Origin of the sequence: Microbacterium sp. NPDC064978 (assembly GCF_044543605.1) — a bacterium.
Taxonomy (GTDB): Bacteria; Actinomycetota; Actinomycetes; order Actinomycetales; family Microbacteriaceae; genus Microbacterium; species Microbacterium meiriae.
This window is the reverse complement of the sequence record NZ_JBITWF010000002.1, coordinates 468,254-490,358: the sequence shown is the minus strand read 5'-3', so window position 1 is coordinate 490,358 and position 22,105 is coordinate 468,254. Positions and strand designations below refer to the sequence as shown.

Sequence of the window (22,105 nt, the reverse complement as noted above, 5' to 3'; positions counted from 1 at the left end):
GACACGGAGGGACAGAGACCTGTGAAGAAGACATCCTTTCTTCGGGGTGCGCTGACCGTGAGGGTGCTCACCGCTCTGGCGGCGGGCGCCCTCGCGGGCGCCCCCGCCGCCTCGGCGGCCGACGTCAACGGCTGGAGCGGATCGGGAGACACCCGCACCGCGTCGGCCGCCGGAGCGACGGCCCGCATCACCACCACCGACAAGGTGCAGATCAAGAGCTCCGGTGACGTCGTCAACCTCGCCACCGTGCGCGACGGCGGGGAGCTCGGGCTCAACGTGATCGGCCTCAACGAGGGCTACCCCTGCAAGAACGGCATCGAGTGCGTCCGCGGGAACGTCGTGGTCGACTTCGGCCAGCAGGTGACGAACCCGAAGATCACCCTCGCCGACCTCGGCGGTGACGTCTACTCCATCGGCGGCGTCGTGCAGTCCTCGGCGAAGTACACGCTGAAGACCTCCGGGGTGAGCCTCAGCGCCGTGAGCGGCAACCTGGACGTGACGTCGAACACGATCACCTCGACCTCCTTCGCCGCCAAGACCGGCACGGTGCAGGTCAACGGCACGGTCTCGAAGGTGGAGTTCCAGCTCAGCATGCGCTCGAAGGGCGCGTTCCTCGGGCTCGTGCCGACCTGGACGAAGGTGCCGAGCGACCTGCACAGCATCGACATCGACGTGGACAAGCCGACGGCGCCCGCGCTGACGGTGGACAAGAACGATCACCGCGACAGCGCCGTGATCGGCGACCAGCTCTCGTACGACATCGTGGTGCGCAACACCGGCACCGCTGCGGCGAGCAACGTCGTCGTCAGCGACGACCTGCCGGCCGGACTCACCGGTATCACCGCCTCGTACACCGCTGGCACGACCGGTCAGGTGTCGGTCACCGGGCAGCGCGTCCAGGGCACGATCCCATCGCTCGCTCCTGGCGCGTCCTCGACGATCACCGTGAAGGCGACCGTCGGGGCATCCACGCCGATCGGGAACCTGCGCAACAACGCCTGCGCCGTGGGAGCCGCCACGAACCAGGCCTGCGACTGGGACGACACCACGATCACCAAGAAGACCACGCCCGTGCTGACGATCAGCAAGGACGACGGTCAGGGTGATGTGAAGCTCGGACAGGACCTGACGTACGACATCGTCGTGCGGAACACCGGCGACGGTGCGGCCACGAACGTCGTGGTCAGCGACCCGCTCCCGGCCGGTCTCGACTTCGTCTCGGGCAGCGGCCCGTCGGGTGCGACGATGAGCGCCTCCGGGCGCACCGTGACCGCCAACCTCGGCACACTCGAGGCAGGGCAGTCGGTCACGCTGAAGGTGAACGCCAAGGTCAACCAGTCGGCTCCTCCCGGGGCGCTGACCAACCAGGCCTGCGCGGTCGCCGGTAACGCGGCGAACGTCTGCGCGACCGACACCGACACCGTCAAGCGCGAGTTCTTCCAGTACACGTTCAACTCGAACCCGACCGACCCGACGCCGGGCCAGGCCGTGACGTACCGGATGGAGTTCGGCAACAACGGCAACGTCGACTCGGCGAACGCGGAGATCGCATACACGCTGGCGGGCATCCTCGACGATTCCAGCTGGAACCCGTCGAGCGTGACGGCCAATCGCGGCACCGTCACCGTGAGCGGCGACAGCATCGACTGGAAGGGACCCCTCGCCTCGGGTGAGACGGTCGTGATCACCTTCACCGGTGTCTGGAACGGGAACGGCGACGGTTTCGCCTTCCCCAACGTCACCTACTACGGCAGCGCGCGCTAGCCGGAACTCAGGCGAACGCGCGGGTGCAGGCCCATTCCTCTGGGGTGGCCTGTGCTCGCGCGTTCGCCTGTTTCCGCGCGTCGGCGGGGTCAGTCGCGGTCGGCGCGGCTGATGAGGTCCATCAGCTCGTCGAGCGTGTCGACGTCGATGACCTCGGTGCCGTCGGGCTCGCGCACCTCGATGCCGTCGACCTCCAGCTCCTCATCGAGCTGCACGAGGATGCGCGACTCCGGGAACTGCCGGGGGGCGACGAACGCGAGCAGCACGGCGTCCGCGAACACCACGACCGACGTGGCCTCGAGGTCGTCCCGCAGGTCGACCTGCTCGACCACCGGCTCCTCGTCCACCGCATCCTCGATGTCCAGCGCGACCTCCTCGACGATCGCCCGCCACCGCTTCTCGCTCATCGAGAGCACGCGCGCGATGGCCGCCACGAGCTCGTCCGGATCCATGTCCTCCGCGCTCTCGTCGCCGTCGAGCTCGGGGTCCACGTTCACGTTCACGACGGTGCCGGCGGCGTCCAGGCTCGCCCGTCCGTAGACGAGACCGTTCTCGGAGACGGGGTCTTCGAGCAGACCGCTCTCGACGATGCGGGACAGGAGGATTTCGAGCGCCATGCTTCCAGTCTCGCGCATCCTGCCTTCCGTGGCCCCTGGTTCTTCCGCGACCTCGGCCCAGGGTCGCGCGTAATCGAACACCCCTTCGCGCCTCTTGTTCACTGGACCATCCCGACTCGACGGCCCAGGGCCGCGTTCGAAAGGCAGGCTGCTGTGATCCGTCCCCTCTCCCCCGGCATCGGCGTGGCGCTCGCCGTCGGTGTCGCTCTCGCCCTCGCGATCCCGTCATCCCCGCTCCCGGCGGCTGCGGAGGTCGCCCCCGACACCCCCGCCCTGAACTGGGTCGTGAACACCGCCCCCGGCGGTCCGAGCGAGGAGACGCTGCGTGCGGCCATCGCCGACGCGGGAGGGACGTTCCTGATCTCGTACCCGGAGATCGGGGTCACCGTCGTCCGGGCGCCCGAGGGCGGGTTCGCCGCGCAGCTCCGCGACCTCCCGTGGGTGCAGTCCGTCGGTCCCACCCGCACGTCGACCACGCCCGACCGCCTCCCCGACCCCGCCGAGTCCGCGGCAGGCGTCACGGAGGAACCCGAGGCGATGCCTGCCGAGGGCACCGCGTGGGACACGGTCGCCGTCGGCGCGACGACCCCGGGCGGCGCAGGTGTGGTCGTCGGGGTCGCGGACAACGGCATCGATGCGGGGCACCCCGACCTCGCCGACCGCATCGACCCCGCTCTCTCGGTCGGCTGCGGCATCAACGGCGTCCCGGACACCCGACCGGCGGCGTGGGCTCCGGAAGCGGGACTCTCCGGGGCCCACGGGACGCATGTGGCCGGCAGTATCGCGGGTGCTACCGACGGCGCCGGCATCCGGGGGATCGCCCCGGACGCGCGGGTCGCCGCCATCAAGGTCGACAACCAGACCGGGCACATCTACCCGGAGGCCAGCATCTGCGCCACGATGTGGGCGGTCCGGCACGACATCCCGGTCGTGAACCACAGCTATTACGTCGACCCCTGGTACGTCTGGTGCGCCGGCGACGAGACGCAGTCCGCCGCGCTCGAGGCCCTCCGCCGCACATACGCGTACGCGCATGAGCAGGGCGTCGTCACCGTCGCCGCCGTGGGCAACGAGGCGCAGGACCTCGCCACCATGACCACCGATGTCGTCAGCCCCAACGACGGTGCACCCGAGCCGCGCCCCGTGGACGCCTCCTGCCTGAAGGCCCCGGCCGGGCTGCCCGACGTGATCTCGGTCGCCGCCGCCGACCAGGACGAGACCAGCGGCGCCGTCGTCATGGCCCGATTCTCCAACTACGGAGCGGGCACGGTCACCGTCACCGCACCCGGCGTCGTCTGGTCTGCGGTGACCCGTCAGGACGACGGCTCGATCTACGCGCTGTTCCCCGGCACCTCCATGGCCTCCCCGCACGTCGCGGGGCTCGCCGCGCGGCTGCTCGCGGCCGACCCGACGCTCACCCCGGACGAGGTCACGCGCCGTATCACGGCAACGGCCGACGGGGTCGCGGACGAAGGGCCGGACCGGATGGGCGCAGGCCTCATGGACGCCGACATCGGCGCCTCCGTCCCCGCCGTCGGCGTCTACTCCCGTGTCGCCCTCACCGGTCAGCCGTTCCGGGTGACCGGCAGCGGGTATCCGCCGCGGAGCCGTGTGGAGCTTCGCGTGGGCACGGCCACCATGCCGGTGCAGACCGACGGGCAGGGACGGTTCGCGACCGTGTTCCCCATCCCGGCGGATGCCCCTGCGGGCGTGAGCACTCTGACCGCCGGCGCGGCCCGTGCGCCCATAGTCATCCGCACTTCTCCGGCTGCGCCGACCATCCTCACCCCGAAGGCCGGAACCACGGTCGCGGCGACCACCACGACGATCTCGGGTACCGGCGTCCCGGGCTCGCGCGTCCGCGTGCACGTGCGCGACGGGGAGCTCACGCCGTTCCTGCGGTTCGTGACCGTGCGCGACGACGGCACCTGGACGGTGGACGCGCCGCTGACGCAGGGGACCTACGAGGTCGTGGCCCGGACGGTCATGGGCACCGACACCTCGGCCACCACCGCGCCGATCCGGTTCTCGGTGCACACGAAGTCGGCGATCGGCTACTCGGTCGAGCTGTCCCCGCAGCCGGGAGCCGCGCAGGACACGCTGATCGTCCTGGACCTCGCCAACGCCGGGGCAGTGGGAGGACGGGCTGTCGTGGACATCGATCTGACGGCGTTCGCGGATGTCGAGGTCCCCGTGCCGCCGGTGGGCGAGGTCGAGCGGACGGCTCGGGGGCTGCGGTGGACCCTCACGCTGGACTCGGCGCAGAAGGCCCAGCTGCAGATCCCCGCGACCTCCGGCGACGACCCGGCGTTCCCCGTGATCGCTGTTCGATGAGACAGGCGGTCACGCCGGTTCAGGCGCTTTCCGGAAGCGATGGCCTGAATCGGCGCGACAGCCTGCGCGTCACAACCACTTCTTGTACTTGAACACCCCGAACAGGCCGACGGCGAAGGCAAGCATCGCCCCGATCGCCATCGGATAGCCGAACGCCCAGTGCAGCTCGGGCATCACGTCGAAGTTCATGCCGTAGACGGTGCCGACGAGGGTGGGCGCGAAGATGATGGCCGCCCACGAGGAGATCTTCTTGATCTCATCGTTCTGGGCCAAACCCGCCTCCGAATGCCGCCGGGCGACGAGGGCCGACTGCACCGTGAGGGCGTTCTCCAGGATCGCCCGGAACGAGTCCACGCGCTCGTTGACGCGGATCGTGTGGTCGAGCACGTCGCGGAGCGAGCGCTGCAGCTCCTCGTCGATCCGGTACTTCTCCGACCCGCGGCGCAGCCACTCCAGCATGCCGCTCAGGGGGTGCACGGCGCGCTGGAAGTTGATGACCTCCCGGGAGAGCTCGTAGATGCGGCGGGAGAGGGCGTCGTCGTCGCTGTCGCCGAAGAGCTGGTCCTCGATCTCGTCGATGTCGTTCTCGAGGCCGGCGACGACGGGCTCGTACTCGTCCACGACCTCGTCGAGGATCGCGTAGAACACCGCCTCCGGTCCCATCGCGAGCAGCTCCGGGTTCGCCTCCATCCGGCGGCGGACCGCGGCGAGGTTCGGCGACTCGGCGTGGCGGATCGTCACCACGAAGTCGGGGCCGATGAACAGGTGCAGCTCCCCGAACTCGATCGACTCCTCCTTGTCGCGGTACCGGGCGGGGCGCAGCACGGCGAAGAGGGTGTCGCCGTAGCGCTCCACCTTCGAGCGCTGATGCCCCGAGAGCGCGTCCTCGACGGCGAGCGGATGCAGATCGAACTCCCTGGCGACCGAGGCGACCTCCTCGGGACTCGGTCGATACAGACCGATCCACGCGATCCCGCCGGCGGCATCCAGCATCCGGTAGGTCTCGTCCAGGTTCTTCGGGGTCTCCACGCGACGTCCGTGGACGTACACGCCGTTGTCGATGAGCGCCATGATGCGGCTCCGTTCTCGCGGGTGCACGCAGACCAGGGTCTGCGTGCGGATTCGTCAGGGGGCGGGAGACGCCGCCGATGACTGCGAGGCGAGAGGCACGGACGCGGAGCGGGAGCTCAACGCGCAGATGCAGGGAAGCGCGACGCAGCGAGGGCGGCGTCGTTACTATCGTCGGACATCGCCATCACCGCCTCTCCGTGCTTCTCCGGGGGCCAGCTTACCCCTCCGTTTCGAATCGCCCGAATGGCCCATTCCGACCGGAGATGCCGCCACGTGCGCGATTCGAAGGATCAGGGGATGATGGCGTCGATGTAACCGCCGTCGACGCGGACCGCGGCGCCCGTCGTCGCCGAGGCGAGCGGGGACGCGAGGTACGCGACCATGTTCGCGATCTCCTCCGGCTCGATGAGCCGCTGCAGCAGGGACTGGGGGCGGTGCACGCGCATGAACTCACGCTGCGCCTCCTCCCACGGCAGCTGCGGATCCACGAGCGAGTACACGAAGTCCTCCACGCCGCCGGTGTGGGTCGGGCCCGCGAGCACCGAGTTCACCGTCACGCCCGTGCCGGCCGCCTCCTTCGCGAAACCCCGGGACACCGCGAGCAGCGCGGTCTTCGACATGCCGTAGTGGATCATCTCGGCGGGGATCACGACCGCGGAGTCGCTGGCGATGTCGAGCACCCGACCCCAGCCGCGCTCGCTCATGCCGGGCAGGGTCGCGCGGATGAGCCGGACGGCGGCGAGCACGTTCACCTCGAAGTACCGCCGCCACTCGTCGTCGGAGATGTCGAGCGCGGGGGTCGCTCCGAAGATGCCGAGGTTGTTGACGAGGATGTCCACGTCTCCGGTGGCGGCGAGGACCGCAGCGGCCCCGTCCTCCGTGGTGACGTCGCCCGGCGCTGGGACGAGGTTCCGGTCCGGATCCTCCGCCTGCAGGGTTGCGATGACCGACGACACGGTCTCGGGGTTCCGGCCGTTGACCGCGACCCGCGCTCCCGCGTCGGCGAGGGTCGTCGCGATGGCGAGTCCGATGCCCTGAGTGGAACCCGTGACGAGGGCGGTTCTCCCGGCGAGGTCGATGCGCATGATGTCTCCTTCGTGTCGCTGCGGCCCCGGGTACAACGCCCGTCGCGCCGGTTTCATGCCCGCTCCGCCGGCACCCCGGTCCGGGAGAGGCGGTACTCGACCATGCGCGCACCGTCTCCGTGCGGGACGAGAAGCGCACCCGCGGGTCCCGAGTCAGGTGCGGGACGGGAAACGGGCCGGGGACGAGAGCGGAAGGCGCGGGTTTGATCTCGCACGGGGGGACGCCGTGGGTGCGGGATGGGAAACGTGCCGGGGGCGCGTGCGGGAGGGGCGTTTTCGATCCCGCACGTGCGCACGCCCCGGGGGGCTAGAGGGGGATGGGGGTGCCGGCGCGGGACGCGGACTCCTGGGCGGCCTTCACGATCTCGACGGTGCGGATGCCGACACCGGCGTCGGGCTGGGGCTGACGGCCCGCGCGGACGGCCTGCACGAACTCCTCGAGCAGCAGGGCGTCGAGGTCGGCCCCGACCGGGGTCCAGGTCTCTCCGTGGGCATCGTGCCCGGCCACGCCCTTCGCGAAGGGGCTCACGGTCACGGTCCCGCGCTCTGCCACGACCTCGAGGGTGAGGCCGCCCCAGGTCGCCGAGCTCGTCGGCCAGCTCCACGAGCAGTCGATCGTGGCGACCACGCCGCTCGGATACTGGATCGTCACGAGGCCCCCCGTCTCGACCGCGAGGTCGCGCTCCCCGTGCAGGATGCTGTTCGACACCGCGCGGACGGTCTGCGCGCGCTCTCCCAGGAGCTCGTCGAGGAGATCGGCGCAGTGCACGACGTGGTCGACCAGGGCGCCGCCGCCGGCGAGCTCGGGGTCGGTGAACCAGGTCCGGTCCTGCGGCAGCTTGCCGTTGTTGATGCCGGTGACGCCGAGGATCGCCCCGAGGCGTCCGCTGCGCAGCTCGGCGACCGCATCACGCACCGCGGGGGAGAAGCGCACCGGGTACGCCACCATGAGCAGCACGCCCGCCCGGCCGCAGGCGTCGCGCATCGCGATCGCGTCCTCGACCGTCGTCGCGAGCGGCTTCTCGCACAGCACGTGCACGCCGGCCGCGGCGGCCTGCTCGACGAGGGCGCGGTGACGGGAGTTCTCGGCGGCCACGACGACCGCGTCGGGGCCCCACGCGAAGGCGTCCTCGTAGGTCTCGACGTACGCGACCCCGAGCTCCGCGGCCAGGGCGGCGCCGCGCGGAGCGTCGTCCGGGGCGGAGGCGCCGTCGGGGTCGGCGGCGATCAGCTCGACGTCGGGCATCTGCTGCAGCGCGTGCACGTAGCTGAGGGCGTGCGTGTGCGCGAAGGACAGCACGGCGATCCGCAGCGGGCGGGGAGCGGTCATCGGGTGGCCTCCTCGGCGACGGCGACGGCGGGGGACGAAGCGGGGAGGGCGACCGGGGCTCCGGAGGCGATCGAGGCGTAGGCGGCCTCGGCGACCGCGACCGCCCGGATCCCGTCCTCCGGGGTGACGGCGGCGTCGCGTCCCTCCGCGATCGCGGCCACGAAGTCGGCGATCTCCGCGTAGTACGGGCTCTCCTCCGGTGACATCGGCGGCAGGTAGTCGGTCGCGCCCTCGACGAGCACGGCGTCGGTGCGCAGCGTGTGGTCCTCGGCGCTGTCGTAGCGCAGGCGCCCCTCGGAGCCGGCGACCTCGACGCTCGTGCGGAAGGGCATGCCGGGCTGCACCCAGCTCGCGTGCACGTGGCTGATGACCCCGTTGCGATGGGTCAGCACGACGTGCGCCGTGACCGGGGCCGGCACACGGTCGTCGACCGTCGGCGGGTTCTGCACGGCGTAGACGCTGTCGACCGGGCCGGCGAACCACAGCGCCTGATCGATGTCGTGGATCATGAGGTCGCGGATGACGCCGCCCCCGGCGCGCTCCGAGAAGAACCACGGGGCCTGGGGCGCGGCGCCGAGGCGACGGAAGCGCTGCACGGCGGGGATGCCGATCTGCCCGGCGTCGATGCCGGCCTTGATGCGGGCGTACTCCCCCATGTACCGGACGACGTGCGCGGGGAACAGCCGCACTCCCGCGGCGGCTGCGGCGGCGGTCACCTCGGCGGCGGCCTCCGCGGTCGCGGCGAGCGGCTTCTCGCAGATCACGTCGAGCCCGCGGGCGATGGCGCGCAGGGCGAAGTCGGCGTGGGTGCTGCTGGGGGTGACGATGTCGACGACGTCGACCTTCTCGAGGAGCGCGTCGACGTCGGCCACGACCTCGAAGCCGTACTCGGCGGCGATCTCCTCGGCGCCCTCCTTCGAGGTGACGAAGCCCTGCACGCCGAGCGCCCGCCAGGCGTCGGCGTGCACGCGGGAGATCCCGCCCGCGCCGATGAGTCCGACCTTCAACGTGCTCACTGCTTCTCCTCGGGGTCGTCGCCGGCCGCGGGGTCGTGCGGCAGGGGGGTGATCGGTGGGGCGGGCATGTCCTCGATGCCGTAGATGTCGCCCGGATGCCGCTGGAACGCGTGCACGACGGCGCCGTGGGCGGCGGCTTCCGCTCCCAGCCGTGCCTCCGCGACGGGCACCTGGAACGGCAGTCCGAGGTGGCCGGGCAGAGCGGCGCGCAGGGGGTCGAGCAGCTGTTCGTGCGCGGCCGAGAGTCCGCCGCCGATCACGACCATGGCGGGGTCGACCGTCATGATCAGGGTCGCGATCCCATGGGCGAGTTCATCGATGAAGCCGTCGAGCTCCTCCTGGGCGGCCTGCTCTCCGGTGCGCGCCAGGGCGAACACCTCGGCGGCCGTCGGGGCGGTGCGCCACGAGATCTGCCCGGTCTCGGTGTTCAGGCCACGGAACGCCAGGCGACCGATGTCTCCCGCCGCGTTGTGGATGCCGCGTCGGGGACGGCCCCCGAGGATGAGGCCCATGGCGATGCGGTTGCCGACGGACAGGTAGATGACGTCGTCGACGAGCTGCGCGACGCCGAGGTGGTGCTCCGCGACGGCCGCGAGTCGCACGCCGTTGTCGACGGCCACGGGGCAGCCGAACGCCTGACGCAGCTGCGAGCCGATGTCGATGCCGGACCACTCCGGGATGACGACCGAGGTGGTGACCCGTCCGTCGTCGTCGACGATGCCGGGCAGGGAGACGCCGATCGCCCGCAGACCGGTCCGCGGCAGCGAGAGCGGGGCGAGAGTGCCGCGGACGTCGTCGATCACCGCGGCGAGCTTGGCCGGGCCGTCCGGCTGCTCCGCGACGCCGGGGAACGCCCGCTGGGCGATGACCACGCCCGCGAGATCCGCGACGACGACCCGCACGCTCGCGACCCCGATGTCCACGCCCACCACCACACCGGCCGTGGCGTGGAAGGAGTAGCGGCGGGCCGGGCGCCCCGCGCCGCCGCCGTTCTGCGCGGGAGCGTCGACGAGGAGTCCGGAGTCGGAGAGCACCGCCACGGCGTTCTCCACCGAGGTGCGAGAGACCTCGAGCGAGCGGGAGAGGTCGCTGACGGTCGCCGGCCCCGCGTCCCGCAGCCGGAGTGCGGACCGCGCCACGATCGAGAGCGGACTGGTCGCGCCCATCGGGTCCCTCCTTCGTCTCCGCCGTTGGTGCGATCAAATTAGCACACCCGATTCTCAGATCGGGGATTGTTGTTCACGGCCGAGAAACACGGCCGAAACAAGCCTCTGAGAACTTGTGCTTGACGAATTATCCAAAGCCAATGTCATAATGAACCGTACTCAGCACGGTTTACGCAAAGGAGCACCATGCGCGTCAGCAAGATCACCGGCGTCGTCGTGGGAGTCGCGGCCGCCACCCTGTTGGCCGGATGTTCGGCCGGCGGAGGCAACACCGCAGAGGGCGAGCAGGACATCACGGTCTGGCTCTACCCCGTCATCGCCGACGAGGCGATGCACAAGGACTTCTGGGACTCGACCATCGAGGCGTTCGAGAAGGAGAACGAGAACGTCAACGTGAAGTACGAGATCTTCCCGTGGGCGAACCGCGACGAGGCCCTGCAGACGGCGATCGCCGCCGGCAAGGGACCGGACGTCGTCTACCTCATCCCCGACCAGCTCGCGGCGTACCAGAAGTCGATCGCGCCGCTGAACGACCTGCTCAGCGAGGAGCGCCAGGGCGACCTGCTCCCCAACGTCAAGGAGTCGGTCACGCTCGGCGGCGACATCCTCGGTGCCCCGATCCTCACCAGCGCGCAGCCCCTCATCTGCAACGCGGCCGCGTTCGAGGCCGCCGGCGTGACCGAGTACCCGGAGACCTGGGACGACATCGCCGAGATGGCCCCGGCCTTCGTCGACAAGGGCATGTACGCCCTCAACTACCCGGCGTCGGCCGAGAACACCCTCAACCTCACCTACTACCCGCTGCTCTGGCAGGCCGGTGGCGAGGTCTACACCGAGGACGGCGAGGTCGGCTTCGACAGCAAGGCCGGCGAAGAGGCCCTCAGCTTCCTGACCGACCTGGCCGAGGAGGGCGCGCTCGACCCGGAGGCCCTCACCACCAACGTCCCGCTGGAGCAGACCGCCATCGCCCAGGGCAAGGTCGCCTGTACCTGGAACAACGCCGTGACCGAGGTCGCGCCGTTCTGGGGCGAGGAGAACGTCAAGGTCCTCGCGCCGCTGACCGATGAGGAGTCCGTCGCCTACGGCACCGTCGGCTCGCTGTCCGTGCTCAAGGGCTCGAAGGCCCCGGAGGCTGCAGCCGCGTTCGCCGAGTTCGCGACCGGCGCCGACGTCGTCGAGCCGTACCTCAAGGCCGCCGGGTTCTTCTCGGCCCTCAGCACGACCGAGCCGCTGTACGCCGACGACCCGCTCCTCGGCGAGGTCGAGAAGTACGTCCCCGACACCACGGTGGGCGAGCTCGACGCCAGCTCCCGTGCGCTCATGGGCGTGCTCTCGCCGGAGATCCAGGCCGCCCTGCTCGGCCAGAAGTCCCCGGCCGACGCCCTGAAGGACGCCGCGGCCGCCGCAGCCCCGCTGCTGCAGAAGTGACACCCCGGGGGCGTGCGGGTACCCGCCGCACGCCCCCTCTCTCCGCCCCCCACGTGAGGAATCGACAATGACGACGGCCACCACGGCGCCGAAGCCCGCAGGACGGGTCGCCCGGGTGCTCGCCCGACGGGAAGCGCGCGTCGCATTCCTGTTCGTGCTCCCCGCCTTCCTGCTGTTCATCGCCTTCCGCTTCGGCCCGAGCATCGCGGGTGTGGCGCTGAGCTTCTTCGACTACGACATCTCCGGCGAGATCGCCTGGCGCGGCCTCGACCACTTCCAGCGCCTCGTCGCCGACCCGCTGTTCTGGCGGGCGCTGGGGACCACCCTCGTCTACACGGTCTTCGCCGTGCCGATCGCGCTCGTGCTGTCGACGATCATGGCCCTCGGCGTGCGCCGCGCCTTCCGCGGCGCCCGGTTCTTCCGCTCGATCTTCTTCCTCCCCGTCATCACCTCGCTCGTGCTGGCCGGCTCGATCTTCGTCTGGATCTTCTCCGCCAACGGTCCGTGGTCCGCCCTGATGACCCCGCTCGGCCTCGGCGGCTCCTGGCTCGGCAGCACGGTGCTCGTGATCCCCGCGATCGTCGTCGTCGGCGTCTGGTCCCGGTTCGGCTACGGGATGATGATCCTCATCGCCGCCCTGCAGGACGTGCCGCGCGAGCTGGAGGAGGCGGCGCTGGTCGACGGCGCGAACGCCTGGCAGCGCTTCCGGTGGATCATCCTCCCGCACCTGCGCCCGACGTTCTTCTTCCTCGCGGTGATCGAGACGACCGCCGCCTTCCAGGTCTTCGACGTCATCTACGTGATGACCCAGGGCGGCCCGGCGAACGCCAGCTACTCGCTCGTCTACATGCTCTACGACCAGGGCTTCCGCTACTTCGACTACGGCTACGCGGCCGCGGTGGGCGTGGCCCTGTTCATCATGACCCTCGTGGTCGCCCTCATCCAGCGCCTCGTGATCGGAAAGCAGAAATGACCGCCCTCCTGCAGCCGCCGACGCAGACGACGCCACCCGCGACGCGTCCCGCCGCGCGCAAGCGCCGCTCGTTCCGCGCGCTCGAGCCGACCGGCTGGGGCATCGCCGTCCGCTGGATCTGGCTGAGTCTCGCCGGCATCCTCAGCTTCTTCCCCTTCTATGCGATGGTCGTGCTGAGCCTGAAGCCGGGCATGGTCGTCGAGCTGCCCGGCTCGCTGATCCCCTGGAACGACATCTCCTTCGAGGCGTACGAGCAGGTGCTCGGCGGACAGAACATCCTCGTCTGGCTCTTCAACACGCTCGTCTACTCGCTCGTGTCGGTCGTGGCGGTGCTGTTCCTCTCCGCGCTCGCCGGATACGCCTTCGCCAAGAAGCGCTTCCGTGGCAAGGAGGTCATGTTCTGGTCGTTCCTGGCGATGGTCATGGTGCCGTTCCACGTGACGCTGATCCCGACGTTCATCCTCATGGCGAACCTGGGCGGCATCGACACGTACTGGGGACTCATCCTGCCGACGCTCGCGAACGCGCAGGCCGTGTTCTTGATGCGCCAGTTCATCCAGGGCCTGCCGGACGAGCTGTTCGAGGCCGCCCGCATCGACGGCGCCGGCGAGTTCCGCATCTTCCTGCGGATCGTGCTGCCGCTGTGCAAGCCGATCCTCGCGACGCTCGGGATCTTCGTCTTCCTCTGGCACTGGAACGACTTCCTCTGGCCGCTCATCATCGCCAAGTCCAACTCGATGTTCACCCTCACCGTGGGCATCTCGTCGCTGCAGCAGCAGGATGTGCCGCTCAGCACCATGCTCGCCGGCTCCGTCGTGGCGCTGCTGCCGATCTTCCTCGCGTACCTCATCGCTCAGCGGTACGTGCAGGAGGGCGTCACCGGCACCGGGATCAAGGGCTGAGAAGAAGGGAACCGCACCACCATGACGCAGTACGCATTCGCCTCCGAGGCCGAGCTCGAGGAGGCGCTCGCCACCCCGAGCGACGGGCTCGTGGCCGACCTCGCGCAGGGCTCCGGAGACCTCGTGATCCTCGGCGCCGGCGGCAAGATGGGCCCGACCCTGGCGATGCTCGCCCGGCGCGGCCTGGACGCCGCCGGCCGCACCGACGACGCGGTGTACGCGGTCTCCCGCTTCGGCGACGCCGCCATCCGCGAGCGCCTGGAGGCCGCGGGGGTGCGCGTCGTGCCGTTCGACCTCATCGAGAACGACGACCTCTCCGGTCTCCCCGATGCCCCAAACGTGGTGTTCATGGTGGGCGCGAAGTTCGGCGCCGCGACCAACGCCTCCTGGGCCTGGGAGGTCAACGCGGCTCTGCCCGACCGCATCGCCCGCCGCTACCGCGACAGCGCGATCTCGGTGCTCTCCACCGGGAACGTGTACCCGTTCGTCCCCGCCTCCTCCGGCGGCGCCGCCGAGGAGACCACGCCCGCGCCGATCGGCGAGTACGCGCAGTCCTGCCTCGGACGGGAGCGCGTGTTCGAGTTCGGGGCGCAGGAGCGCGGCACCAAGGTCGCGATCATCCGCCTGAACTACGCCGTCGACCTCCGCTACGGGGTGCTCGCCGACATCGGCAGCGCCGTGCACGCGGGGGAGCCGGTCTCGGTCGCCACCGCCAACGTCAACGTGATCTGGCAGGGCTACGCGAACGAGGTCGTGCTGCGGAGCCTCGCGCACGCCTCCACCGACCCCTTCGTGATCAACCTCACGGGACCGGAGCTGCTCAGCGTCTCCTCGATCGCCCACCGTTTCGGCGCCCTGTTCGAGCGGGAGGTCGAGATCGTCGACGAGCCGATGCCGACCGCGCTGCTCAGCGACGCCCGGCGCTGCATGGCCCTGTTCGGCTACCCGTCCGTCTCCTCCGAGGAGCTCATCCGCATGCAGGCCGGCTGGATCCGCGACGGGCTGCCGATGATCGCCAAGCCCACCAAGTGGGCCGTGCGGGACGGGAAGTTCTGATGACCGACGCCGCTGCGCACACGGCGACCGTGCCGTCGCTGCGCCCTGAGGCCGCTGCGACCCTGGCCCGCGGCGCCGTGATCCCGGCCCATCCGCTCGCCCTCACCGCAGAGCGCACGCTCGACGAGCGGCGGCAGCGGGCGCTGTCCCGCTACTACCTCGACGCCGGGGCCGGCGGTCTCGCCGTCGGCGTGCACACGACGCAGTTCGAGATCCGCGACCCGGAGCACGCGCTCTTCGAGCCGGTGCTCGCACTGGCCGCGGAGGAGATGGACGCCCGCGACGACGCGACCCTCGTGCGCATCGCCGGAGTGGCGGGCGACACCGCGCAGGCGGTCGCCGAGGCGGAGCTCGCCCGCTCCCTCGGCTACGACGCCGTGCTGGTGAGTCCCCGCGTCGCGGGTGCGGACGAGCGTGCCCTGCTCGACCGCGCCCGCGCCGTCGGCGAGGTGCTGCCGCTGGTCGGCTTCTATCTGCAGACCGCGATCGGCGGGCCCGTGCTCGACCGCGAGTTCTGGCGGGAGTTCGCCGCGATCCCGTCCGTCGTCGCCGTGAAGGCGGCGCCCTTCGACCGCTATCGCACGCTGGAGCTCGTGCGGGGCGTGGCCGCCTCGGGACGCGCCGACGAGATCGCGCTGTACACCGGCAACGACGACGCGATCGTCGCCGACCTGCTCTCCGAGTTCCATGTCGACTCCCCGTCCGGGCGGCGCACCCTCCGGTTCGTCGGCGGGCTGCTGGGCCAGTGGGCCGTCGGCACGCATGCGGCCGTCGCGCTGCTGGAGCGTGTGCACCGAGCCCTCGCGGGAGACGCGGAGGCCTACCGGGAGGTGGGACGCCGTGCCTCCGACATGGTGGACGTGAATCAGGCCGTTTTCGATCCGGGCAACGACTTCCACGGGGTCATCGCCGGGGTGCACGAGATGCTCCGCCAGCAGGGCCTCCTCGAAGGCATCTGGTGCCTCGACCCGGCCGAGGGCCTCTCCCCGGGGCAGGCGGAGGAGATCGCCCGTGTCCGGCAGGCGTACCCGGAGCTCAACGACGACGCGTTCATCGCCGAGAACCTCGAGGCCTGGCTGCGATGACCGCGGGGACGGGCGCACCGACCGTGGTCGCGGTCGTCTCCGCCGAGCTGTTCGCGGAGTTCTTCTCGACGGACGATGCGGCCCGCCTGGAGACCATCGCGGCGCGGCTCGGTGGGTCGTTCGTGCGGGTGGACCGCCTCGCGGAGGCAGTGCTCGACGAGGCGCGCGTCGTGGTGACGAGCTGGGGCGTGGGTCCTTTCGACGACACCGTGCTCGCCACCCTCCCGAAGCTCGAGCTCATCGCGCACACCGGCGCCACGATCAAGCCCTTCGCCACCGACGCGCTGTTCGACCGTGGCGTGCGGGTGACGCAGGCCGGGGCGGGGATGGCCCGGTCGGTGGCGGAGGTGTCGCTGACGTTCACGCTCGCCCTGCTGCACCGGGTGCCGGAGATGCATGACGCCCTGCGCGTCGGCGACGGCTGGTGGGACGCGGAGGCCGTCGGGGTGCAGCACGAGATCCTCGGGGCGCCCATCGCGGTCATCGGCGTCTCCCGGACCGGGCGGGCGTACCTCGAGCTGATCCGGGCGCTCGGCGCGCAGCCGCTGCTCGTCGACCCCACGCTCGACGCGGCCGAGGCGTCGTCCCTCGGGGCGGAGCTCGTGGGGCTCGACGCCGCGCTTCGCCGCGCGCAGATCGTCGCGGTGCACGCCCCGACGTTGCCGGAGACGCACCACCTGATCGGTGCGCGCGAACTCGCCCTGATGCCGGATGGCGCGGGCCTGGTGAACACGGCGCGCTCGTGGCTGGTCGACGAGGCCGCCCTGCTCGCCGAACTCCAGCGCGGTCGGTTGAGCGCCGCGATCGACGTGTTCGACGAGGAGCCGTTGCCCGTGGAGAGTCCCTTCCGCTCGGCCCCGCGGGTGCTGCTCACCCCGCACCGCGCGGCCGGGACCAGGGAGGGGCGGCTGCGACAGGGGCGGATCGTGGCGGACGAGCTCGACGCCTTCGCCGCGGGGCAGCCCCTCGGACACGCCGTCCACCGCGACCAGCTCTCCTCGATGGCATGAGCGCCGTGCTCGTGCGGTCGGCGCGCGCGGAGGATCAGTCCGCCCTCGCTGCACTGTGGGCGGCCGCCTTCACGCCGCCCCTCGCGCCGGACCAGTGGCTGGTGGACGACGAGCGGCTGGATCACACGATCGTCGCCGCCGACGACGACGGCCTGTGCGGGTCGATCTACGGGTTGCCGAAGCGCCTGCGGGAGTCGGACGGCGGCGTGGCGCAGGTGCACGCGATCGGCAGCGTCGCGGTCGCCGAGCGGGCTCGCGGTCGGGGACTGGCCCGCCGGCTCGTGGCGGCCACCCTGGACGCGGCCGGTGACGCCGACTGGGCCCTGCTGTTCACCGGGACTCCCGAGGTGTACCGGTCGAGCGGCTTCGCGACCATCTCGATGCCCCGCACGATGGCCGGGCCGTGGACGGCGTCGGCGACGGCCGCAGAGCACGCCTCGGTCCGCCGTGAGTCCGTGGGACTCGGTGTCCTCGGCCCGGTGCGCGAGGTCTACGAGCGCTCCCGCACCGGTGCGGTCGTGCTCGCTCCGGTGCGCAGCGACCGCGACTGGACGATGGCGGAGGTGCGGCTACGGGGCGCGACGCTGTACCGGTTCGCCGAGGCGGAGACGACGGTCGGCTACGCGGTGGCGGAGGTGCGCGACGGCGTCGGGCTGCTGCACGAGAGCGCGACCGATCCCACCCTGGCCGATCCTGCCGCGGTGCGTCGCACCCTGCTGGACGCCGTGGCCGCGGACTGGGCCGCGGCGGGCGTCCGCACCTGCGAGCTGGCCGTCCCCGCGCTCGCCGCGGACGAACGCGCCGTCCGCGCGTTCGCTCCGGCGGCCGTGCGGCAGGACGACCGCACCGGGATGATCCGGCCGCTGCGCCGCGAGGCCCGGGTGGACGGCATCCGCCACTTCACGGCGGGCGACTACTTCTGAGCATCCGCTCGGAGAGCGCTGGGGATCGGGGACTGATCGGTGACCGCGATCCGGCCGAGGGCCGGACGCCTGACCGCGGCGAGGACGCCGCAAGGAGGATGAGCATGACCCAGCTGGACACCACCACGGAGACCGCCGCGCTGCGCAGTCGACGCATGCTGCTCGCCGGTTTCGGCGCCGCCGCCCTCGGCGGGGTCGCGGCGATCGGCACCCCTGCCGTCGCCCAGGCCGCAGGGCCCACCGTGCCGCAGGAGTCGTCGGGCTCCAAGAACGTCGCGCACGGAGGCGTCGCCACCGCTCTCGCGACGCGCAAGGGCAAGGACGGCGACCTCGTGCGCACGAGCGGCTACGCCGCCCCGGGCGACGGCGGCGACGGGCTCTACCGGTTCGTGAAGAAGGACGCCCCCGCGGCCAACGGCGGCACGGTGCTCGCGGGGCCGAAGGGCGGCGCCTGGGTGCTCGTGCACGACGGCACGGTCGACTTCCGGAAGTTCGGCATCATGGACGCCTCCGCGCCCGCCGACGACGCGCTCGACACGATGGTGGGCGACGCCCGCGTGCGGCGCGTGGAGGCGCACACCGACCTCAACTTCGTCCGTCGTCATAAGTTCTCCCGGTCGAACATCGCCTTCGACTTCGGGCACCACCTGATGACGACCGAGGGTATCGAGAACGCCGGGAAGGACGACCCCTTCGCGGCCGTCATGTTCTTCCGCGGCGAGGTGACCGACGCAGTGCAGGAGGCGAAGCTCGGGGAGGACGTGCCCGACCTTGCCGACATCTTCCCCGTCGCCGACTCCTCGTTCTTCGCGGTCGGGGAGTGGTACGCCGCCGAGGTCAACGCGCTGTCTGGTCGCTGGGAGCGCGAGCTGCAGCGGCTGGTGCAGGTGACCCAGATCGTCGACGGTCGGCACATCCGCGTGAACTACAAGAACGGCTGGCCGCTCGGCAAGGACCGCACGATGACGTGGCGGCATGTGAAGCCGGTGCAGGACGTGACGGTGTCGAACCTCAAGTTCCTCGGCAAGGGGACGGACGAGTACACCGGGTCGCACCCGCTGGCCTTCGAGTACGCGGTGCGCTGCGACGTGGACCACATTGACGGCACGGCGACCTTCTGGCCGCTGATCCAGCGCCGGTGGAACACGTACTTCACCACGGAGAGCTGCACGCTGAAGAACCCGACCTCCGTCACGTGGGGTGGCGCCGGCTACCTGACGCAGCAGATCTACTGCCTGTACGGGTACGTCGCCAACTGCCACACCGCCAACGCCCGGCACCTCAACGACTTCACCGCCAGCGCCTACTGCCTCGTGGAGAACTGCCACGGCGACGGCGACGACCAGGGACCCTTCGTCACGCACGGCCAGTACGAGCACGACCTCACCTACACGGGCAACTCCGGACTCATGACGTTCGCGAACTCCGGCGCCGCGTGGGGATCGGCGGCCAAGCGCATCACCGTCCGCAAGCACGTGTGCTCGTGGTTCGTCGCGCGCGTGCGCATCACCGACCTGACGCTCGAGGACGTGCAGGTGATCGGCAAGCAGTCACTCGCCGGTTCCGGGATGCTGTGGATCAACGCGGACGGCGCGCAGCTGCGGGGCTGCACCGCGTCGGACACGCTCGTCATCACCCAGGCCTCCGACAACTCCGCACGCCCGACCGTGATCGCCGACTCGCACTTCACGTTCGTCGCTCCCGGCGAGCTCACCAATGCGACGGTGAAGACGCCGGTGACCTTCGTCGACACGGTGCTCGACCGCGTCGGCGGCATGAAGATCAACGGGCCGGGTGCAGTCACCTTCCGCGGCTCGACCCTCACCGCGGCGGACGATGCCGCCCCCATCGCCTCGGCGACGGGCAAGCTGCGCGTCGAGGGCTCCACGCTCCGGAACGCCCGCATCGCGGCAGCATCGAAGGACCGTCAGGTCGTCGAGATCGCGGGTTCCGAGGTGTCGGCGAAGGGCGGGACGACGGTGTCGCGGTCGGGTGCGGGCGAGCTGCACCTGACGCTCGCCGACAGCACATTCCGGGCGGAGGGGGCGACCACGCACGTCGCCGTGACGAGCGGCGCGACCCACTACCGCGCGGTCGGCAACCGGTTCGAGGGCGGCGCCCTGGAGCTCCGCGACGACGCCTTCGGGGCCGGCTCGACACTGCTGCACACCGGCAACGTCGAAGCCGGTGTCACCCGGTCGGCGTTCCCCGCCGAGGGCGACCGCGTCGTCGACACCGCCAACCTCGTCGTCGGCTGATCCCGCCGGGCACGACTTCGGAGCTGCGGCGCGACTCGCCGCCTCCCCGGCCCCGCCTACGGCGTGTCGCCGGGGGTCTCCGAAGTCGTGCCCGGGCGGCGCAGCGGTGGGGCTGCTTGTCGCCGGTGTGCTCACCACGGGTGCCACGGTGGCGGCAGCAGGCGGACCGGCGCCCCAGTCTGTCCAGGCCGTCTGGAAGCCGATTCCGGCCGATGGCTCCGGGGGCAACCAGTCGGGTTGCGTCCTGCTGTCCGGATGCTTCGGCGGATGAGGGCCGCGATGAAGGGCCTGTTGGTCACGGTCGTTCTCGCGACGGGGGTGGTGGTCGCGGCAAGTGCCGCGCCGGCGCCCACCGTCGTCCAGGCCGACTGGAAGCGCACCATCATGGCAGGGTGAGTTGATCCCCCGGGCGTAACTCCGGAGATGCGGCGCGATCCGCCGCCGCCTCGGCCCCGCCTACGGCGTGTCGCCGGGGTTCTCCGGAGTTGTGCCCGGGCGGTGCCGGGGGCTGTCCGGGTTCAGCGGGACTGACATCCTCAGGCCTCGGGTAGCCCGACGAGCTCGGCGCTGCGCCGCCAGAGGGCCTCGGCGAGAGCGGGATCGTTCACCTGCGGGTTCACGCGGGTGGTGAGGACGCGCTCGTCGTAGTACCCACCGGAGATCCAGGTCTCGCCGGGCGTGCCCTCGAGGAACCAGCGCAGCGTCGCGCCGCCGCGGTCGCTGCCGATGAGGACGAGGGGGCGCAGCGGGGTGCGGTAGACGAGGCGCATGATGCTCGACGACTCGGCGGCGAAGTTCGTCGCCACGGTGCCGGGGTGGAAGGCCACCGCGCTGAGCCCCTGCGCATGGAACTTCTCGTGCAGGCTCTTCGCCATCAGGACGTTGGCGAGCTTGGCGTCGCCGTAGGCCTTGTTCGGGGAGTATCGGCGGGTGTTGTCGAGATCGTCGACGTCGAGATGCCCGAAGAGGCGGTGGGCGACACTGGAGGTGTTCACGACCGCGCCGCGCGCGGCGAGGAGTTGCGGGAGCAGGAGGTTCGTCAGCAGGAACGGGGCGAGGTGGTTCACCTGCATGGTCTTCTCGTGCCCGTCGACGGTGGGGGTGCGGTCGCCGAAGATGCCGCCGGCGTTGTTGGCCAGCACGTCGATGCCCGCCGCGCCCACGGCGTCCGCGAGCTGCGCGGCGAGGGTGCGCACGTCGTCGAGGCGCGCGAAGTCGGCAGTGAACCACTCCGCGCCGGCCTCCTCCGCCACGGCCCGCATCTTGTCGGGTGAACGGCCCACGAGGAGCAGGCGGTGCGGGGATCCGGCGAGCTGGCGGGCGGCGGCGGCGCCGATCCCGTCCGAGGCTCCGGTGAGGACGATGGTGCGCGCGGCCACGGCGGCGCTCACTCGGCCGACGGAGTGATGCGGCGCACGGCCCTGGTCACGTGCTCGGCGATCACCGCGCGCGCCTGCTCCGGATCGCCGGTCGCGATGGCGTCGACGATCTGCTGGTGGCTGCGCACGTGCTCCTCCTGCTCGGCGGGGTCGAGGGCGGAGTTGGCCGCCTGGATGAACCCGGCGATCCGGCCGCGGAGCTGGGCGCTGAGCTCGTCGAGGAACCGGTGCTCGGCGAGGTCGGCCAGGGTCTCGTGGAAGAGGCGGTCCTGGCGCAGGACCTCGGCGACGTCGCCCGGCGCCGCATCCGCCATCGCCTGGATGATGGCCTCCAGCCGGGCCGCCGACTCGTCGTTCCAGCGTTCCTGCACCCGGATCGCCATGAACTGCTCCAGCACGATCCGCAGGCTCGAGATCTCCTCCAGGTCCTGCGCGCTGAGCTGGGCGACGCGGGCGCCGCGGCGGGGCTCGCGGGTGATGAGGCGCTCCTCGGCGAGCCGGGTCAGGGCCTCGCGCACGGGGATGTGGCTGACGCCGAGACGGTCGGCGAGCTTGCGCTCCACGAGGCGCTCGCCGGGGGCGAGTTCTCCGGAGTGGATCGCCGCCCGGAGCTCGTCCGTGACCTGCTCGGCGATGTTCTGATCCGACACGCTGCGCATCCGGGGCCCTTCTCGATCTCGCGCGGCCCGGTGCTCGTCGAGCGGGGGC

General features: G+C 71.2%; 18 protein-coding genes. 10 read left to right on the top strand and 8 right to left on the bottom strand.

Annotation, left to right across the window (positions count from 1 at the left end):
* The first annotated feature begins 21 nt into the window (after window positions 1-21).
* Entirely contained in the window at window positions 22-1,764 is a 1,743-nt protein-coding gene (locus ACIGJI_RS09230) for a DUF11 domain-containing protein (RefSeq protein ID WP_363445179.1), read from the top strand.
* A gap of 89 nt (window positions 1,765-1,853) precedes the next feature.
* Here ACIGJI_RS09230 and ACIGJI_RS09225 read toward each other — a convergent pair whose 3' ends face one another.
* Window positions 1,854-2,381 carry a cytochrome C5 gene (locus tag ACIGJI_RS09225; RefSeq protein ID WP_259951761.1) on the bottom strand — a complete coding sequence of 176 codons (528 nt, stop codon included), beginning with the start codon at window positions 2,379-2,381 and terminating at the stop codon, window positions 1,854-1,856.
* Window positions 2,382-2,534: 153 nt separating this feature from the next.
* Here ACIGJI_RS09225 and ACIGJI_RS09220 point away from each other — a divergent pair, with 153 nt between their 5' ends.
* Window positions 2,535-4,715: a S8 family serine peptidase gene (locus ACIGJI_RS09220; protein ID WP_363445177.1), complete on the top strand. Its 2,181-nt coding sequence runs from the start codon at window positions 2,535-2,537 to the stop codon at window positions 4,713-4,715.
* Window positions 4,716-4,784: 69 nt separating this feature from the next.
* Here ACIGJI_RS09220 and corA read toward each other — a convergent pair whose 3' ends face one another.
* The 5 genes from corA to ACIGJI_RS09195 all read right to left on the bottom strand — a co-directional run bounded on the left by corA (window position 4,785) and on the right by ACIGJI_RS09195 (window position 10,383).
* Window positions 4,785-5,786 (bottom strand): magnesium/cobalt transporter CorA, encoded by a 1,002-nt coding sequence (corA, locus tag ACIGJI_RS09215; protein WP_187662923.1) that lies wholly within the window; start codon window positions 5,784-5,786, stop codon window positions 4,785-4,787.
* 290 nt (window positions 5,787-6,076) lie between these two features.
* Entirely contained in the window at window positions 6,077-6,871 is a 795-nt protein-coding gene (locus ACIGJI_RS09210; protein ID WP_363445175.1) for an SDR family oxidoreductase, read from the bottom strand.
* A 307-nt stretch (window positions 6,872-7,178) separates the two neighbouring features.
* Window positions 7,179-8,201, bottom strand: a complete 1,023-nt coding sequence (locus ACIGJI_RS09205) for a Gfo/Idh/MocA family oxidoreductase (protein WP_363445173.1) — start codon at window positions 8,199-8,201, stop codon at window positions 7,179-7,181.
* Window positions 8,198-9,217, bottom strand: a complete 1,020-nt coding sequence (locus ACIGJI_RS09200; RefSeq protein ID WP_363445171.1) for a Gfo/Idh/MocA family oxidoreductase — start codon at window positions 9,215-9,217, stop codon at window positions 8,198-8,200. Before ACIGJI_RS09200 ends, ACIGJI_RS09205 begins: the two co-directional genes overlap by 4 nt.
* Window positions 9,214-10,383, bottom strand: a complete 1,170-nt coding sequence (locus tag ACIGJI_RS09195; protein WP_363445169.1) for an ROK family protein — start codon at window positions 10,381-10,383, stop codon at window positions 9,214-9,216. Before ACIGJI_RS09195 ends, ACIGJI_RS09200 begins: the two co-directional genes overlap by 4 nt.
* Before the next feature lie 186 nt (window positions 10,384-10,569).
* On the opposite strand from ACIGJI_RS09195, the gene ACIGJI_RS09190 reads away from it, so the two are divergent.
* From ACIGJI_RS09190 to ACIGJI_RS09155, 8 genes are all read left to right on the top strand, one after another.
* Entirely contained in the window at window positions 10,570-11,811 is a 1,242-nt protein-coding gene (locus ACIGJI_RS09190) for an extracellular solute-binding protein (RefSeq protein ID WP_363445167.1), read from the top strand.
* A gap of 67 nt (window positions 11,812-11,878) precedes the next feature.
* Window positions 11,879-12,784: a carbohydrate ABC transporter permease gene (locus tag ACIGJI_RS09185; protein WP_187662929.1), complete on the top strand. Its 906-nt coding sequence runs from the start codon at window positions 11,879-11,881 to the stop codon at window positions 12,782-12,784.
* On the top strand, window positions 12,781-13,686 hold the full coding sequence (locus ACIGJI_RS09180; protein ID WP_187662930.1) for a carbohydrate ABC transporter permease: 906 nt from the start codon (window positions 12,781-12,783) through the stop codon (window positions 13,684-13,686). The genes ACIGJI_RS09185 and ACIGJI_RS09180 overlap by 4 nt, the downstream gene beginning before the upstream one ends.
* A 21-nt stretch (window positions 13,687-13,707) precedes the next feature.
* Entirely contained in the window at window positions 13,708-14,742 is a 1,035-nt protein-coding gene (locus tag ACIGJI_RS09175) for an epimerase (protein WP_363445164.1), read from the top strand.
* The gene (locus tag ACIGJI_RS09170; RefSeq protein ID WP_268777501.1) at window positions 14,742-15,827 is read left to right on the top strand and encodes a dihydrodipicolinate synthase family protein; all 1,086 of its coding nucleotides are present in this window, start codon (window positions 14,742-14,744) and stop codon (window positions 15,825-15,827) included. Before ACIGJI_RS09175 ends, ACIGJI_RS09170 begins: the two co-directional genes overlap by 1 nt.
* Window positions 15,824-16,837, top strand: a complete 1,014-nt coding sequence (locus tag ACIGJI_RS09165; RefSeq protein ID WP_363445162.1) for a hydroxyacid dehydrogenase — start codon at window positions 15,824-15,826, stop codon at window positions 16,835-16,837. The genes ACIGJI_RS09170 and ACIGJI_RS09165 overlap by 4 nt, the downstream gene beginning before the upstream one ends.
* The gene (locus ACIGJI_RS09160; protein WP_259951769.1) at window positions 16,834-17,760 is read left to right on the top strand and encodes a GNAT family N-acetyltransferase; all 927 of its coding nucleotides are present in this window, start codon (window positions 16,834-16,836) and stop codon (window positions 17,758-17,760) included. The genes ACIGJI_RS09165 and ACIGJI_RS09160 overlap by 4 nt, the downstream gene beginning before the upstream one ends.
* A 104-nt stretch (window positions 17,761-17,864) precedes the next feature.
* The gene (locus ACIGJI_RS09155) at window positions 17,865-20,018 is read left to right on the top strand and encodes a peptidase C14 (RefSeq protein ID WP_363445160.1); all 2,154 of its coding nucleotides are present in this window, start codon (window positions 17,865-17,867) and stop codon (window positions 20,016-20,018) included.
* Window positions 20,019-20,554: 536 nt separating this feature from the next.
* On the opposite strand, the gene ACIGJI_RS09150 is transcribed toward ACIGJI_RS09155, so the two are convergent.
* On the bottom strand, window positions 20,555-21,409 hold the full coding sequence (locus ACIGJI_RS09150; RefSeq protein WP_363445158.1) for an SDR family NAD(P)-dependent oxidoreductase: 855 nt from the start codon (window positions 21,407-21,409) through the stop codon (window positions 20,555-20,557).
* A complete protein-coding gene (locus ACIGJI_RS09145) occupies window positions 21,406-22,056 on the bottom strand; it encodes a GntR family transcriptional regulator (RefSeq protein WP_280565755.1) in 651 nt (216 codons plus the stop codon). Before ACIGJI_RS09145 ends, ACIGJI_RS09150 begins: the two co-directional genes overlap by 4 nt.
* Window positions 22,057-22,105: the final 49 nt, after the last annotated feature.

What these genes read in the sequence shown, in the direction of transcription:
- ACIGJI_RS09190 (WP_363445167.1), top strand. Translation starts at nt 10,570, where the DNA reads ATGCGCGTCAGCAAGATCACCGGCGTCGTCGTGGGAGTCGCGGCCGCC.
- ACIGJI_RS09175 (WP_363445164.1), top strand. Translation starts at nt 13,708, where the DNA reads ATGACGCAGTACGCATTCGCCTCCGAGGCCGAGCTCGAGGAGGCGCTC.
- ACIGJI_RS09170 (WP_268777501.1), top strand. Translation starts at nt 14,742, where the DNA reads ATGACCGACGCCGCTGCGCACACGGCGACCGTGCCGTCGCTGCGCCCT.
- ACIGJI_RS09180 (WP_187662930.1), top strand. Translation starts at nt 12,781, where the DNA reads ATGACCGCCCTCCTGCAGCCGCCGACGCAGACGACGCCACCCGCGACG.
- ACIGJI_RS09160 (WP_259951769.1), top strand. Translation starts at nt 16,834, where the DNA reads ATGAGCGCCGTGCTCGTGCGGTCGGCGCGCGCGGAGGATCAGTCCGCC.
- ACIGJI_RS09145 (WP_280565755.1), bottom strand. Translation starts at nt 22,056, where the DNA reads ATGCGCAGCGTGTCGGATCAGAACATCGCCGAGCAGGTCACGGACGAG.
- ACIGJI_RS09165 (WP_363445162.1), top strand. Translation starts at nt 15,824, where the DNA reads ATGACCGCGGGGACGGGCGCACCGACCGTGGTCGCGGTCGTCTCCGCC.
- ACIGJI_RS09205 (WP_363445173.1), bottom strand. Translation starts at nt 8,201, where the DNA reads ATGACCGCTCCCCGCCCGCTGCGGATCGCCGTGCTGTCCTTCGCGCAC.
- ACIGJI_RS09185 (WP_187662929.1), top strand. Translation starts at nt 11,879, where the DNA reads ATGACGACGGCCACCACGGCGCCGAAGCCCGCAGGACGGGTCGCCCGG.
- ACIGJI_RS09225 (WP_259951761.1), bottom strand. Translation starts at nt 2,381, where the DNA reads ATGGCGCTCGAAATCCTCCTGTCCCGCATCGTCGAGAGCGGTCTGCTC.
- ACIGJI_RS09210 (WP_363445175.1), bottom strand. Translation starts at nt 6,871, where the DNA reads ATGCGCATCGACCTCGCCGGGAGAACCGCCCTCGTCACGGGTTCCACT.
- ACIGJI_RS09155 (WP_363445160.1), top strand. Translation starts at nt 17,865, where the DNA reads ATGACCCAGCTGGACACCACCACGGAGACCGCCGCGCTGCGCAGTCGA.
- corA (WP_187662923.1), bottom strand. Translation starts at nt 5,786, where the DNA reads ATGGCGCTCATCGACAACGGCGTGTACGTCCACGGACGTCGCGTGGAG.
- ACIGJI_RS09195 (WP_363445169.1), bottom strand. Translation starts at nt 10,383, where the DNA reads ATGGGCGCGACCAGTCCGCTCTCGATCGTGGCGCGGTCCGCACTCCGG.